Here is a 14781-nt window from a genome sequence, read left to right as displayed (position 1 = left end):
TGGGGGCCCGGCTCCTTATATGGGGATTCACGCGGAGTGGGCTCAGTACACCGCCCGCTGCTCCACCCGGGTCAGTCACGGAAAACCTGAAGGAGTTGGCTGGCCAACGGGGGCATCTTGTAGATTCATATGAAAAGAGGACCTCAGCCACCTCCTTGCCTTCCTCCGGAAACAACGGACCCGGAAGACACGGAGGACACGGTCCGGGAGACGGCCGACCGTGCCGGATCGGCCACTCACCCGGACTACCGCACGGAAGGCCGCCCGGACACCGCGCGGAAGGCGCCCAGGCGCCGTGCGGAAGGCCCTCCACGGGCCCTTCCACGGCCCATCGTAGACATCGGTACACATCGAGACAGGGAACGGCGGCGACGAGGATGCGGCTGCGCGCACTGCTGGAGACCGACGCGCTGGGGCTCGCGCTGCTCGGCGGCGAGGACGAACTGGACCGCACCGTGCACGGGGTGATGACCACCGACCTGAGGGACCCCAGCCGCTACCTCTCCGGCGGGGAACTCGTCCTCAGCGGCCTGGCCTGGCGCCGGGACGCCGCCGACTCCGAGCCGTTCGTACAGCGTCTGGTGCAGGCGGGGGTCGTCGCCCTGGCGGCCGGCGAGGCGGAGCTGGGCGCCGTCCCGGACGACCTGGTCACGGCCTGTGCGCGACACCGGCTGCCGCTGTTCGCGGTGCACGAGTCGGTGGCCTTCGCGACGGTCACCGAGCATGTCGTACGGCAGGTGTCCGGTGAGCGGGCCGGGGACCTCGCGGCCGTGGTGGACCGGCACCGGCGGCTGATGACGTCGGGACCGGCGGGCGGCGGCCCGGACGTGGTGCTCGACCTGCTGGGCAGCGACCTGGACCTGCGGGCGTGGGTGCTCTCGCCCACCGGGCGGCTGATCGCCGGTTCGAAGGCGGGACCGCGGCTGCCCGACGACGTGTGCGTGCGGATCGCGGCGGAGCATCTGGCGGCCGCCCGCAGCGGCCGCCCCGGACCGCACCGGGTGACCCTGGACGACCGGACGACGTACAGCCTCTTCCCGGTGCACGACGGCGGATCCACGGCCCCGACGCCGGCGTCCACCCCACAGACCGCACAAGCCCCGCAGACCCCGCACGGCGACCCCGGCGGGCATGGCACACCGGCCTCCCGGGAGCTGTGGGACGGCCGGGAGACGGTGCTGTCGGACTGGCTGCTGGTCGTCGAGGCGGACGCCGGGGACTGGGCCGAGGAGCGGCTGGACCTGCTGTACGGGGTCACCCAGCTGATCGTGGTCGAGCGGGACCGCCGTAACGCGGCACGCACGGTACGGCGCCGGCTCGCGCAGGAGGTGCTGGAGCTGGTGCAGGCGGGGGCCGCGCCGGCCGAGGTCGCGGCCCGGCTGCGCGTGGCGGCGCCGGTGCTGGTACCCGGCCTCGGGGCCGCGCCGCACTGGCAGGTGGTCGTCGCGCGGGTCGACCGGGACGGCGGCGGGGCCGAGGGCGGCGCGGCGGCGCAGGCGCTGCTCGAGGAGATCCTGGTCGACCCGGCGTCGACGGGGCCCGAGCACTCCGACCGGATCGCGGTGGCGCACACCGGGGACGAGGCCGTCGCGCTCGTCCCGCTGCCCGCGGTGGCGAGCGAGCACGACGGTGCCGACGGGCGGGGACTTCTCGCCGACGCCCTGCTGGAGTCCGTACGGGAGCCGCTGACGGCCGGTCTGGAGGGCGCCGGGCGGCTCACCCTAGGGGTCAGCGCGGCCGTGCACTCGGCGGAGGGGCTGCGCGGGGCCCTGGAGGAGGCGCGGCACGCGCGGCGCGTGGCCGCGGCGCGGCCGGGCCGGGTCTGCGCGGCCGGCCACCACGAGCTGGCCTCGCACGTCCTGCTGCTCCCCTTCGTCCCCGACGACGTACGCCGGGCCTTCACCGCCCGTCTCCTGGACCCGCTGCGGGACTACGACCGGCGCCACCGCGCCGAGCTGATCCCCACCCTGGAGGCCTTCCTGGACTGCGACGGCTCCTGGACCCGCTGCGCCGCCCGGCTGCACCTGCATGTCAACACCCTGCGGTACCGGGTGGGCCGCATCGAGCAGTTGACGGGCCGTGACCTGTCCCGCCTGGAGGACAAGCTCGACTTCTTCCTGGCCCTCCGCATGAGCTGACGGCCCGGCGGGCGCGTGGCGGGGGTAGCGGGGTGGTGGAGGTCGCGCGGGGCGGGGGTGGCGCGCGCGGAAAGTGTGCGCCGGTGGGGTGTCGCGGGCGCCGTCGGGCATTCCACCGTTCGTGCCCGTTGATCCACGACTTTGTGAAATCCTTCACCCACCCTCTTGGCCCGACCCCGTTGTTCGTGCTGAGATGCGGCCACCACTCAACAGCTCGATGGCGTGCTCGGGGAGGGCAACGTGGCGCACACCGCCATGTCTGGTAACGGAACGACCGCTGGTGACGATCCCCTCCAGACCGCGGTATGGCGGCTGCGCTCACGCGCTTGCTGGGCCGACGCCGCCGCCCTGCTCACACCGGACACCGCGGCCGCCGCGCTGCAGCGGTCGTCGCTCCTGGTGGAGCGGTGCCTGTACACGGAGACGGGCTGGGCCGAGGCCGAGGACGCGCTGCGTACCGCCGAGGCGCTGGCCGACACCGACGACGAACGGGGCGCCGCCGCTTGTGAACGCGGGTACTTGGCCTACGCCGCCACCCTGTTCGCGGTGCGCGACCGGGCCGACGAGGCGCGGGCCGCGCTCGGGCGCGCGGCGGCGCTGGTCCCTCCGGGTGCCCCGGTCCGGGCACTGCTGGACTTCCGGCGCGGACTGATCGCCGAGAACCTGTCCCGCTCCCCGCAGTCGGCGCGCGCCGCGTACCGCCGCGCGCACGCGGGTGCCACCGCGCACGCCGACCCGTTGCTGCTCTCCGGCACCTGGCGTCATCTCGCCGGACTCGCGCTGCGGGAGGGCGAGTTGGCGGAGGCACGGCATGGGTTCGCCGAATCTCTGAGGATCCGGGAGGAGTTGGGCTATCTGGTCGGCACGGCCCCGGCCCTGGCCTCCCTCGCCGACACGGAGACCGAGCCGGAGGCGTCCCGCCTGCGCGAGGAGGCCCGCCGGCTGCTGCGCCTGCTCGGCGGCGTCCCCACCTGGCTGTCCCGCCAACTGGCCCCGCCGGCCCCGGAAGCGGCGACGGCGTAGAAGCGCCCGCGGCTCCGGACCCGCGGCTCCGGACCCACGGCCCCCGCACGCACGGGCTCCGCACGCACGACCCCCCGCACGCACGGGCTCCGTACCGCGCGCCCAGGGTCTGTCCGGCGGATCAAGTCGGAGGTGACCGGCGGCGTCTGTCCAGCTGGGCCGAGCGGGGGCGATGGGGGCCCTCCCGCGCAAACATGTTCGAGCGTGGGGGAGTGTCCAGCCGCAAGGCGGAGGAGGGCGTCGACGCGATGGGGGTCCCCCCTGCTCGAAGAGCTCGGGGGCGTGCCGGCCCTCGCGTCTCCGGCATGGTCCGCCGGACAGGCCCTGGTGCTGCGGGGCGGCCGCCGTTCAGACCGCGCCGGTGAAGTGTTCACCCACCAGTGACCGCACCGCGTCCCGGTCGCCCGCGATCAGCGCGTCCAGCAGGGCCGTGTGCTGGTGGGCGTCGGTCACCAGCCCCACCCGGCCGAGCGGGCCGAGGGCAGTCCCGACCAGGGGCCACTGGGCGCGGCGGTGGAGGTCTTCGGCGATCCGGACCAGCTGCTCGTTGCCGGCGAGGGCGAGCACCGCGCGGTGGAAGGCGCGGTCGGACTCGGCGTAGGTGGCCCGGCAGCCGGAGGAGGCCGCGCGGATCGTGGCCTCGGCGAGGGGGCGCAGTTCGGCCCATCGTTCGGCGGGCACCGTACGGGCCAGCCGCAGCACCACCGGAACCTCGATCAGTGACCGGACCTCGGCCAGTTCGGCCAGGTCCCGGGCGCCGCGCTCGACGACCCTGAAGCCCCGGTTCGGCACGACCTCGACCGCTTCCTCCAGGGCGAGTTGCTGCATGGCCTCCCGGACGGGTGTCGCGGAGACCCCGAACCGCTCGGCCAGTACCGGCGCGGAGTACACCACACCGGGCCGCAGGTCACCCGTCACCAGCGCGGTGCGCAGTGCGGCGAGGACCTGCCCTCGCACGGAGGACCGCTGGACGGGCGTGCGGGGCCGGGGAAGGACGGCGGCCGGTTCGCTGTGGGTGTGCTCACCGCGTACGGCGTCGTCCCGACCGCGTACGGCGTCGCCCTCCCGGCCCCGTACGCCGGACTGAGCGGGCACCCTGGCCCTCTCCGCGCCCGAGCCCGTGCCTGGGTCCGCGCGGCCCGTGCCTGGGTCCGCGCGGCCCGAGCCCGTGCCTGGGTCCGCGCGGCCCGAGCCCGTGCCTGGGTCCGCGCGCGGGTCCGTGCCCGCGCCTGGACCCGGCGCCCTGCCGTCCTGCCCGGTCGCGATGTCACCCGCCCCTGCGAAGCCCTTCGTGCCCTGCCTCACGGGGTCCTCCTCCGGACGTTTCGGTACTTGGGGTCATTACGGCGGCTTGTCAGCCGCTCGTCAAGCACCTTACGGGCACGGGCCCCACGGTTCACATCTCAACGGTCTTGGGTAAGGTGAGGCTTACCTTTACCGCTCCGGTGTCGGGCCGGTTCGGCGAGACGTGAAGGGGTGATCCCATGGCAGTGCCCGGTTCGGCCGTCGCGGACGCGTACGCCCGCCTGGCGGAGGCCTTCCCCGCACTCGCCGTCACGGAACTCGCCGCCGACGAGGCGCCGCCCCGGGGCGGCGCCTGGGTGTCCGCCGACGCTCTCGCCGAGGGGGAGAACGGCCCCGCCCTGGACGCCTTCCTGTCCTGGGACGACAGCCAGGTGCTGCGGGACTACGGACAGCAGGCCCGCCCCGACGTGGTCGCCAGCTTCGGCCTGCACCGCTACACCTGGCCCGCCTGCCTGCTGATCACCGTGCCGTGGTTCCTGCACCGCCGCGTGCCCCGCTACCCCGTGACCCACGTCTCCTTCGACCGCTCCGCCGCCGGGTTCGCCGTGGGCCGCATGGCCGTACGCCCCGAATCGTTCGCCTGCCTCCCGGACGACCCGGCGGCCACGCTGCCCGGCGCCCGCGTGGTGGCGGACGAGGAGGCCCTGCGGGCCGAGGTGCGGGCCTCCGTCGCCGAGCACCTCGAACCCGTCCTGACGGGCTTCGGCCCGAGGATGCGCCGTCGCGGCCGTGCCCTGTGGGGCATGGCGACCGACGAGGTCGTGGAGAGCCTGCGGTACATCGGCCAACTGCTGGGCGAGGAGGAGCGGGCCCTGCGGGAGCTGGAACTGCTGCTGCCCGGTGCGACCAAACCGTACGTAGGCGCGGCGCGCTTCCGCCCGGTCACCGGGCCGGGCGGCGAAGCCGCGCACACCCGGGACCGGATCAGCTGCTGCATGTTCTACACCTTGCGCCCCGACGACATCTGCGCCAACTGCCCGCGCACCTGCGGCACCGGAAAGACGAACGGCAGGGCGGCCGTCGGCAAGGTCATCAGCATGACCGCCGATGAAATCGACATGCCGGTGGCGAAGGCCAGTTGACGCCGCGCCGGGCACCGGCGCACCCATGTTCGTCCGCCGGCCCGCCCGGCTCCGAGCCACCGCGAAGATCACAGGGATTTCGCAAATTCCCCACCTTCCGCAAGGTGTATTCACGGAACCACCCGTGCGGGTAGTCCCACTCGAACTCAACTCCCGACCCTCAAGCGTCAGTTCGAGCAGAACGTCGCCTCGGGTACCCCCTCGCGCTTCAATGGCGGCCACTTGCCCCGAAATCCCCTGAAGGACGGCGGGATTGGGCCACTATGGCGGGCGTTACGCCCTATCCCAACGCAAGGGACCCCTGGATGAGACTGACCGACATATCGCTGAATTGGCTGCTTCCGGGCGCCGTACTGCTCCTGGGCATGCTGGCGGCGGTGGCGGTACTCGCGCGCGGCAAGCGCTCCTCGGTCAAGGACCCGAGCGCGGACGACTCGTGGGAGCGCAGCGAGGAGCGCCGCAGGCGCAAGGAGGCCCTGTACGGCACCTTCTCCTACATCCTGCTGTTCTGTTGTGCCGCGGTGGCGGCCGCGCTCTCCTTCCACGGCCTGGTCGGCTTCGGCGAGCAGAACCTCGGCCTGGCCGACGGCTGGCAGTACCTCGTGCCCTTCGGTCTGGACGGCGCGGCGATGTTCTGCTCGGTGCTCGCCGTGCGCGAGGCCAGCCACGGTGACGCCGCGCTCGGCTCCCGCATACTCGTGTGGACGTTCGCGTTCGCCGCGGCCTGGTTCAACTGGGTGCACGCCCCCCGGGGCATGGGACACGCGGGCGCTCCGCACTTCTTCGCGGGTATGTCCCTGTCCGCGGCCGTGCTGTTCGACCGCGCGCTGAAGCAGACCCGCCGGGCCGCCCTGCGCGAACAGGGCCTGGTGCCGCGTCCGTTGCCGCAGATCCGCATCGTCCGCTGGTTGCGGGCCCCCCTGGAGACGTACCGTGCCTGGTCGCTGATGCTGCTGGAGGGCGTACGCAGCCTCGACGAGGCGGTCGAGGAGGTCCGCGAGGACCAGCGCCAGAAGGGCGAGACGCGCCGGCGCCGGCGCGGCCAGGAGCGGGTGGAGCGGGCCCGGCTGAAAGCCATCAGCCGGGGCCACCGCGCCCTCGTGGGTGGCGGTGGCCACCCCATGGAGGCCCCGACGGTGGAGCGGGCGGACGACGTGGTGCCCGCGGAGCCTGCCATAGCGGCGCCGGAGGCCGTCCTGCCCGTACGCTCGCGCCCCTCTCTGCAACCGGTACGCGGTGGTTCCGATCCGATGACCGTCGACCTCACCGCGGAGGACGACACCCAGGCACTGCCGCGCCTGGACTCCCTCGAGCGCAAGCTCAAGGACCTGGAGCAGCAGTTCGGCTGACGTCGGCGGGACGGGAGACGGACACTGGACGGGACGGGGCACGGCCGTACGCAGACCGTGCCCCGTCCCGTCCAGTGCGTCGGTGCTGATGCCGGTGCCCGTGTCTGCGCCGGTGCTGATGCCGGTGTCTGCACCGGCGCCCGTGTCAGGCGGCGTCCGCGTCGAGTTCGAACCAGACCGCCTTGCCCACCCCGTGTGCCCTGATCCCCCACGCGTCGGCGAGGGACTCGACCAGGACCAGTCCACGGCCGTGCGTACCGTCGTCGGTGTCCGGTACCCGTGGCCGGGGCTCGTGGTCCACGAAGTCCCGTACCTCGACCCGTAATCCCCGGGGTCCGACGGTGGCGGTGAGGACCGCCGCCCGGTCGGTGTGGACCAGCGCGTTGGTGACGAGCTCGGTGGTGAGCAGTTCGGCCGTGTCCGACTGTCCGGGCCTTCCCCAGTGTCTGAGCAGTTGTCGTAGGTCGTGACGGGACTCGGGCACCGCCCGCAGGTCCGCGCGCCCCAGTCGGCGGCTCAGCTGCGCCTTCGGTGCCCGCTCCCCGTCGGCCGTCCCTTTCACGGCCGTCCCTTTCACGGCCGTCACCGAGCCGGTCCCCGCCGTGCCGGGACAACCCCCTTGTACCTGCCTTCTCATGGCCCCCGCCCGCGTTCCGGTGTCGATTCCCCCTGCGGCTCGAACACGTCCGTGGGAATCCATGCCCCGTCACCCACGCGCCAGTCGTGCGACATCGTCAAGACCGGTTATTGGCCGAACTTCAACGGCCACACACGTGTGCGGGGCCGTCCTCCCGACCCCCGTGGCGGGAGGACGACCCCGGATTCGCGGTGGTCGTGCGGTCCGTTGCGGACCATGCCCTTCCGGGCGGTTCCTCGGGGACAGCGGCCTTCCGGCGTCAGTACAGCTTGTTGACGGCCCTGGTCGTCGTCTTCTTGAAGGCGGTCACCGGAGCGTCGCCGAAGTCGCCCATCTGTCCCCAGCTCACGAGGGTGACCGTCCTGCCGTCCCGTCCCACCGACAGCAGGTGGATGTCGGTGGCGCCCCAGGAGGCGTTGGTGTGCAGCCCGTGGACCTGCGCGCCCTCCTCGACCGGCAGCGAGCCGTAGTACCGGCCCTCGGCCTCGATCTCCGGGTCGGACCGCTCGATGCGGTCCGCGCAGGAACGGAACCTCTTGTTGATCAGGGCGGCCAGCGCCTTGCCCTTGGCGGCCGAGCCGGTCACGATCGTGGCCTGCACGGCGCTCGTGTCCAGCTCGGTGTGGAAGACCCGGTGCCGGTAGTCGTAGGCCGGGATGCCGTCCTCGCCCAGACAGGGGGCGAGCTCGATCGGGAAACCGTCGGTGACGGGTCCCGCCGTCCACGCGGACGACGGGTGCGGCGGCAGCTGGGACGCCGCGAGGAACTTGGGCGCGGCGGCCTTCGCCTTCGGGACGGCGTCCGGGGCCGGTGCGGCTCCGGCCGGCACGGTGAGCGACGTGACGGCGGCGAGGGTGAGGGCGGCGATGGCGGAGAGCGCGGCGGCCCGGGTGTGCATGGACATGGGTGTCCCCCGTGAGGAGTGCGTGGTGGGATGCGGATGCTGCCGGGATGGTCCGGATGGTCCGTCCGGTGGCCGTCGGGGCGACACCAGGAGCATCCGCCGTCCCGGGCGGCCGGCGCAAGCCTCGGCGGCCGGCTCCGGGGCATGGAACCATCCCAGCCCGTCTGACGTGCAGGTATATGAGGTGCCTGGGATGCCGTCCCGGGCCCGTTCGGCCCAACGAGTGGTGCGGGGTGAAGGTGTCGGCACAGGACGACGTGGCGGAGTTCGCGGCTCGGCTGCGGGAGCTGAAGGAACGCACGGACCGCAGTTACGGCTCGCTGGCCCGCCGCCTGAACATGAACACCTCCACGCTGCACCGCTACTGTGCGGGCGAGGCCGTCCCCCTCGACTTCGCCCCGGTGGAACGCTTCGCCGCCCTGTGCGGGGCCTCGGGCCCGGAACGCCTGGAACTCCACCGCCACTGGCTCCTGGCCGTCGCGGCACGGCAACGACCGCGAGCGGGAGAGACGGCGGAGGCGGGGGCCGAACCGGAAGCGAGGGGCGACGCGGACACGGCCGCGGGGGCGGAGACGAGGAGCACGCCCGAATCGGGGGCGAAGGCCGCGGCGGAGGGCGTGGACACGCTGTCCGCCACCGCTACCGGCAGCGACACAACCACCAGCACCGGCACCGGCACCGGCACCGGCACCGGCAGCGACAGCGATCGACCACTCCTGGACACGGGCGTCGTCATCGATCCCCACCCTCCGGCCGGCCGCTCCCTCCCCCGCCTCTGGTACCGGCGCAAACGCGTCGCGGGGGTCCTGGCCGTCGCGTGTGCGTTACTCGCCACCGTGGGCACGCTGGCCGCGCTGCCCGACGGTCACCGTTCCTCCCCCGACGACCGCGGCCGGGCCACCGCCGACTCCGTGCCGACCGCCTCCGCGGACCCCACGGCACCGGGCCTGCGTGCCTCGTCGCCGCCTGCCTCCGCGTCCCCCTCGTCCGGCCGCCCGGAGCGCACATCGGACGGCCCCGGAACCGGGCGCGAGCCGTCCGGCCCGGCCGCTCCCGGTGACCCCTCCGGGAGGGCCGGAGGGAGCGACTCCGAAGCCTCGTCCCAAGGTTCCTCCGGGGGCTCCTCCGGGGACTCTTCCGCGCCCGCCGGTACGCCTCTCGCCTGGACCGTCGACTCCCAGGCCTGGGCTCTCGGCTGCGGTCACGACTACGTCGTCGCCAAGCCGCCCGCCCAGGTGCCGCCGCCCCCGGCCCCGCAGGACGCCGGTACCTGGGCGGCGACGCAGGCGGCGGTGCACGGGGGCGAGACGATCGTGAAACTGTCCGTGCAGGGAACGTCGGACACGGCCGTCGTCCTCACGGCGCTGCGGGTCCGGGTGACCGGCCGCACCGATCCCGCTCCGGGCAACGCGTACGCCATGGACCAGGGGTGCGGCGGCGCCCTCACCCCGCGGTACTTCGCGGTGGACCTGGACAAGGACCGGCCGATCGCCCGCGCGGTCGCCGGGAACGACGCCGGTACGCCGATTCCGGCGGTCCGCATGCCCTACCGGGTCTCCGCGGAGGACCCGGAGGTGCTGGAGGTGACCGCCACGACCGCGGGCTGCGACTGCCGCTGGTACCTGGAACTGGACTGGTCCTCGCGCGGCCGCTCCGGCACCGTCCGGATCGACGACGACGGCCGTCCGTTCCGCACCAGCGGCATCGAGGGGCTGCCCCGCTACGAGTACGACACCTCCCACCGCCGCTGGGCGCCCCGTACGGGCTGAACGCCCGTGCTTTCGGCCGCCGCCGTCACGGGCGCGGAACGTTGCGCAGGTTGGACCGTGCCATCTGCGCCATCCGGCCGACCCCTCCGTCCAGCACCATCTTGGAGGCGGACAGCGCGAAGCCGGTCACCATCTCCTTGCTGATCTTCGGTGGGATGGACAGCGCGTTGGGGTCGGTGACGATGTCGACGAGGGCCGGCCCCTTGTGCTTGAACGCGTCCTTCAGCGCCCCGGCGAGCTCCTTCGGTTTCTCCACGCGCACCCCGTGGGCACCGCAGGCTCGGGCGACGGCGGCGAAGTCGGGGTTCTTCAGGGCGGTGCCGTGCGACGGCAGCCCGGCGACCAGCATCTCCAGCTCGACCATGCTGAGGGAGGAGTTGTTGAACAGGACCACCTTCACCGGCAGGTCGTACTGGACCAGGGTGAGGAAGTCCCCCATCAGCATGGAGAATCCGCCGTCGCCGGACATCGACACGACCTGCCGGCTCCGGTCGGTGAACTGCGCCCCGATCGCCATCGGCAGCGCGTTCGCCATCGAGCCGTGGGAGAACGAACCGATGATCCGGCGCCGGCCGTTGGGCGAGATGTAGCGGGCGGCCCAGACGTTGCACATCCCGGTGTCGACGGTGAACACCGCGTCGTCGTCGGCGATGTCGTCCAGGACTGCGGCCACGTACTCGGGGTGGATCGGCACGTGCTTGTCCACCTTGCGCGTGTACGCCTTCACCACCCCCTCCAGCGCGTCCGCGTGCTTCTTCAGCATCCGGTCGAGGAACTTCCGCTTGCCCTTGGTCCGGACCCGCGGGATCAGGCAGCGCAGCGTCTCCCGCGCGTCGCCCCACACCGCCAGGTCCAGCTTCGAGCGCCGGCCCAGGTGCTCGGGCCGCACGTCGACCTGGACGATCTTCACGTCGTCGGGGAGGAAGGCGTTGTACGGGAAGTCGGTGCCGAGCAGGATCAGCAGGTCGCACTCGTGGGTGGCCTCGTAGGCGGCGCCGTAGCCGAGCAGCCCGCTCATGCCGACGTCGTACGGATTGTCGTACTGGATCCACTCCTTGCCGCGCAGGGCGTGCCCGACCGGGGACTTGATCTTCTGGGCGAGCTCCATGACCTCGGCGTGCGCGCCCCTCGTGCCGGCACCGCAGAACAGGGTGACCTTCTCGGCCTCGTCGATCATGTCGACGAGGCGGTCGAGCTCGGCGTCTCCGGGGCGGACCGTGGGCCGGGAGGTGACCAGGGCGGTCCCGGCGGCCTGCTCCGGGGCGGGCTCGTCGGCGATGTCACCGGGGAGGGTGACGACGCTGACCCCGGAACGGCCGACCGCGTTCTGGATGGCGGTGTGCAGCAGCCGGGGCATCTGCCGCGGACTGGAGATCATCTCGCTGTAGTGGCTGCACTCGCGGAACAGCTGGTCGGGGTGGGTCTCCTGGAAGTAGCCGAGGCCGATCTCGCTGGAGGGGATGTGCGAGGCGAGGGCGAGGACCGGGGCCATGGAGCGGTGGGCGTCGTACAGCCCGTTGATGAGGTGGAGGTTGCCGGGCCCGCAGGAGCCGGCGCAGGCGGCGAGCCTGCCGGTGATCTGCGCTTCGGCACCGGCGGCGAAGGCGGCGGTCTCCTCGTGGCGGACGTGGACCCAGTCGATGGCGGGGTTGCGGCGCACCGCGTCGACGACGGGGTTGAGGCTGTCGCCGACGACGCCGTAGAGGCGCTTGACTCCCGCGCGGGTCAGGATGTCGACGAACTGTTCCGCGACGTTCTGTTTGGCCATGATTCCCAGGTGCCCCTTCGGTGTCCGTGAATCCCTGGATCTCCGTTCGGGTTCCATGGAGTCACACCCGGCGCGCTCACGCCTCCCAGACGGCGGCGGCCGTACGGTCGTCCGCGTATCCCTTGACCCGTACCTGGGTGTCGGCGAGGAACGCGGCGAGGCCGGGCGGTTCGGGACGGGACCACCGGGTGGCCAGGTGGGCGCCGAGTTCGTCCTCGCCGCGCAGCGGGTCGGCGAGGCCCGGACTGCACAGCAGCAGGGTGTCACCCCGGCGGGCGACGGACGTACGGAAGCGGAAGGGTTCACGCGGAGGTTCGGGGGCGGGCTCGTACGGGCTCGGGGGTGTCGGTATGCCGAGGTCCATGGTGAGCCGGTCGCCCTCGGGGGTCTCGGAGGGCGGCGAGCCGAAGCCGAGGACGGCCCCGCCCCTGGCCTGGGCGGCCTTCGGTTCGATGTCCTGCCACACCCCGTCCCGCAGCCGGAACAGTCCGCCGGTACCGACGCCGAAGAAGACGCGGGTCCGGCATTCGGGGTCCGCGGGCAGCAGCAGGCAGCGCAGGGTGGCCGCGTACGCCTCGGGGCCGAGGCCCTGCTCGGCGGCGTCCGCCCGGAGCCTGCCGAGGGTCCGGTCGGTGAGGCGGTGCAGCCCCGACTTGAGGTCGCCGCGCCGGCCGGCCCTGATGTCCTCGGCCAGGCGGGCGTGACTGAGGCCCACCGCCTTGCCGATCCACCGGCAGGCCTCGGCGGCCGCACGGTGTGCCCCGGGGGTGCCCCGTACGCCGGTGGCAACCGCCACCAGCACCAGGGCCCGGTCCCCGCTGCCGAACCGGGCGGTCAGCAGGGCGTCCCGGCGCAGTTCGCCCCGGTACCGCGCGGAGTCGCCGCGTACGGAGGCGGCCCGCAGGGTGCAGGTCCCGTACCGGGCTCCGTCGAGCACGGTGTCCGGGACCAGATCGTCCAGTTCGTGGGGGTCGGCGGCGGGCAGCGTGGTGGGCTCGGCGTCGTAGGTGGGCGGCCGGGAGCCCACGTGGCCGCGCGGCGGGGGCGGCGGTTCCACGGGCTGGACGGGGCGCGGGGCGCGAGGGTCGGCGGGAGCGTCGGTGAGGGTGGGGTCGGGGGCGGGCACAAGCGTGGGGGCGTGGTCGGGTGGGGCGGGAAAGCCGGTCGCCGAGGTCGTACTGCCCGGCGGGGGCCAGGCGGGCGACGGTGGCCCTTCCGGCAGGCGGGGCGGGCGGCCGTCGGACGGTTGCGTGCCGGACGGCCGCACGGAAGGCGTCCCATCACCGGGCACCGGCCTCGGAGCGGGTAACGGGGTGCCGGAAGGGTCCCCCGCGGAGGGCTTCACGTCCGCCGGACCGTCCACCCTGCCGCCGACCGCCTCGTTCACCGTGCCGGCCGCCGAGTCGAAGCGGTCGTCCAGGGAATCGGGTACGGGTGCGGCGGGTGCGGAGCCCGTGTCCTGGGTGGCGCCGTCGTACAACTGCCCCCACCAGTCGTCCTCGTGACCGGTGGACCTGCCTCCCTGCTCACTCATACCTTGAATTGTCCACCGCGCGGGCCCGATGGAAACGGAGCATCGGGAAATCGGTTCCCGGCACCGCGCGGCACACGGCACACCGGCCACTCGGAACACGCGGAGGCGCATCTGTTCGATGCGAGGGATCGGTGCGCGTCCCCCGCACCTGATCTGCGTCTCCGGCCGTCCTCCGGCACCCTGGACAGATGGGAGCGTGGGATCTCCCGCTGACCGGACTGGTGATCCTGTTCGGTCTGTGTGGAGTACTGCTGCCCGGGGTGCCGGGGTCGTGGCTGGTGTGGGCCGCGATCATGTGGTGGGCGCTGAAGGACCCGCGGCCCGTGACATGGGGGGTGCTCGTCGGGGCGACGGCCGTCCTGTTCCTCTCCCAGGTGGTCCGCTGGACCCTGCCACCCCGCCGGCTGCGGGCCGGCGGCGTCGACGGCCGGGTGCTGGCGTACGCGGGCACGGGCTCGCTCCTGGGCTTCGTCCTGGTGCCCGTGCTGGGCGCGGTACCCGGTTTCGTGGCCGGGATCTACGCCTGCGAGCGGATCCGCCTGGGCCGTCACGGCGAAGCGGTGACGGCGACGCGCACGGCGATGCGCTCGGGCGGCTGGAGCGTACTGACCGAGCTGTTCACCTGCCTGCTGATCACGGCGGCGTGGCTCGGCGCGGTGATCTGGGGCTGAAACCCACCGGCCCCCGGCCCCGGGCCCCGGTTACGGGCCCCGGTTACGGACGAAGCACCCCTTCGTGGGTGAGCAGGTGGACCTTGCGGTCCAGGCCGCCCGCGTAGCCGGTCAGTGCCCCGTCGGCACCGATCACCCGATGGCAGGGGCGCACGATCAGCAGCGGGTTCGCGCCGATCGCCCCGCCGACGGCCCGTACGGCGGCCCTGGGGGCGCCGATCCGCGCGGCGATCTCCCCGTAGGACACGGTCGCCCCGTAGGGGACGTCGTCGATCGCGGCCCAGACCTTCTCCCGGAAAGGGGTGCCGGCGGTGTGCAGGGGCAGCCTGAAGTCCCTGAGCTCACCGGCGAAGTACGCGGCGAGCTGCTCCTCGGCGGCGCGGAACGGCCCCGGGTCCTGCCGCCAGGCCTCCCGCACGGTGCGCCCGCCCTTCTGACCGGGCACGGAGAGCGAGGTCAGCGCCCCGTCCGGGCCGGCGGTGAGCAGCAACGCCCCGAGAGGGCTGTCGACGCTGGTCCAGTAGGTGTCCGCGACAGCCGCGCCGCCGGCCGTCGCGCTCGTCATCGTGCCCATCGGGGTGTGTGTCGTGGTGTGTGTCGT

General features: G+C 73.3%; 12 protein-coding genes. 6 read left to right on the top strand and 6 right to left on the bottom strand.

Annotation, left to right across the window (positions count from 1 at the left end; translation table 11 throughout):
• Window positions 1–377 precede the first annotated feature (377 nt).
• Both V4Y04_RS30865 and V4Y04_RS30860 read left to right on the top strand, forming a co-directional pair.
• A complete protein-coding gene (locus V4Y04_RS30865; protein ID WP_332431655.1) occupies window positions 378–2138 on the top strand; it encodes a PucR family transcriptional regulator in 1761 nt (586 codons plus the stop codon).
• 255 nt (window positions 2139–2393) lie between these two features.
• Window positions 2394–3161, top strand: a complete 768-nt coding sequence (locus tag V4Y04_RS30860) for a hypothetical protein (RefSeq protein ID WP_332431654.1) — start codon at window positions 2394–2396, stop codon at window positions 3159–3161.
• Window positions 3162–3509: 348 nt separating this feature from the next.
• Here the strand turns inward: V4Y04_RS30860 and V4Y04_RS30855 are convergent, their stop codons facing one another.
• Window positions 3510–4427: a GntR family transcriptional regulator gene (locus V4Y04_RS30855; RefSeq protein WP_443080213.1), complete on the bottom strand. Its 918-nt coding sequence runs from the start codon at window positions 4425–4427 to the stop codon at window positions 3510–3512.
• Window positions 4428–4645: 218 nt separating this feature from the next.
• Here V4Y04_RS30855 and V4Y04_RS30850 point away from each other — a divergent pair, with 218 nt between their 5' ends.
• Window positions 4646–5548: a (2Fe-2S)-binding protein gene (locus V4Y04_RS30850; protein WP_332431652.1), complete on the top strand. Its 903-nt coding sequence runs from the start codon at window positions 4646–4648 to the stop codon at window positions 5546–5548.
• Between the two features lie 305 nt (window positions 5549–5853).
• Window positions 5854–6897 carry a DUF2637 domain-containing protein gene (locus V4Y04_RS30845; protein ID WP_332431651.1) on the top strand — a complete coding sequence of 348 codons (1044 nt, stop codon included), beginning with the start codon at window positions 5854–5856 and terminating at the stop codon, window positions 6895–6897.
• A 145-nt stretch (window positions 6898–7042) separates the two neighbouring features.
• On the opposite strand, the gene V4Y04_RS30840 is transcribed toward V4Y04_RS30845, so the two are convergent.
• Window positions 7043–7459, bottom strand: coding sequence for an ATP-binding protein (locus tag V4Y04_RS30840; RefSeq protein ID WP_332431650.1), 417 nt, complete (start codon window positions 7457–7459; stop codon window positions 7043–7045).
• Between the two features lie 334 nt (window positions 7460–7793).
• Complete coding sequence (locus V4Y04_RS30835; protein WP_332431649.1) at window positions 7794–8438, bottom strand: hypothetical protein; 645 nt, start codon at window positions 8436–8438, stop codon at window positions 7794–7796.
• A gap of 179 nt (window positions 8439–8617) precedes the next feature.
• On the opposite strand from V4Y04_RS30835, the gene V4Y04_RS30830 reads away from it, so the two are divergent.
• Window positions 8618–10207, top strand: a complete 1590-nt coding sequence (locus tag V4Y04_RS30830) for a helix-turn-helix domain-containing protein (RefSeq protein WP_443080108.1) — start codon at window positions 8618–8620, stop codon at window positions 10205–10207.
• Between the two features lie 25 nt (window positions 10208–10232).
• Here the strand turns inward: V4Y04_RS30830 and V4Y04_RS30825 are convergent, their stop codons facing one another.
• Both V4Y04_RS30825 and V4Y04_RS30820 read right to left on the bottom strand, forming a co-directional pair.
• The gene (locus V4Y04_RS30825) at window positions 10233–11975 is read right to left on the bottom strand and encodes a pyruvate dehydrogenase (protein ID WP_332431648.1); all 1743 of its coding nucleotides are present in this window, start codon (window positions 11973–11975) and stop codon (window positions 10233–10235) included.
• Between the two features lie 76 nt (window positions 11976–12051).
• Window positions 12052–13509, bottom strand: a complete 1458-nt coding sequence (locus V4Y04_RS30820) for a protein phosphatase 2C domain-containing protein (protein WP_332431647.1) — start codon at window positions 13507–13509, stop codon at window positions 12052–12054.
• Window positions 13510–13697: 188 nt separating this feature from the next.
• Here V4Y04_RS30820 and V4Y04_RS30815 point away from each other — a divergent pair, with 188 nt between their 5' ends.
• Window positions 13698–14180 carry a DUF456 domain-containing protein gene (locus tag V4Y04_RS30815; protein ID WP_332431646.1) on the top strand — a complete coding sequence of 161 codons (483 nt, stop codon included), beginning with the start codon at window positions 13698–13700 and terminating at the stop codon, window positions 14178–14180.
• 43 nt (window positions 14181–14223) lie between these two features.
• Here V4Y04_RS30815 and V4Y04_RS30810 read toward each other — a convergent pair whose 3' ends face one another.
• Window positions 14224–14745: a methylated-DNA--[protein]-cysteine S-methyltransferase gene (locus tag V4Y04_RS30810; protein ID WP_332433049.1), complete on the bottom strand. Its 522-nt coding sequence runs from the start codon at window positions 14743–14745 to the stop codon at window positions 14224–14226.
• Between the last annotated feature and the right edge of the window lie 36 nt (window positions 14746–14781).

The sequence above is a fragment of the Streptomyces sp. P9-A2 genome (genome assembly GCF_036634175.1).
Taxonomy (GTDB): domain Bacteria; phylum Actinomycetota; class Actinomycetes; order Streptomycetales; family Streptomycetaceae; genus Streptomyces; species Streptomyces pratens.
This window is presented reverse-complemented; position numbering and strand designations above follow the sequence as displayed.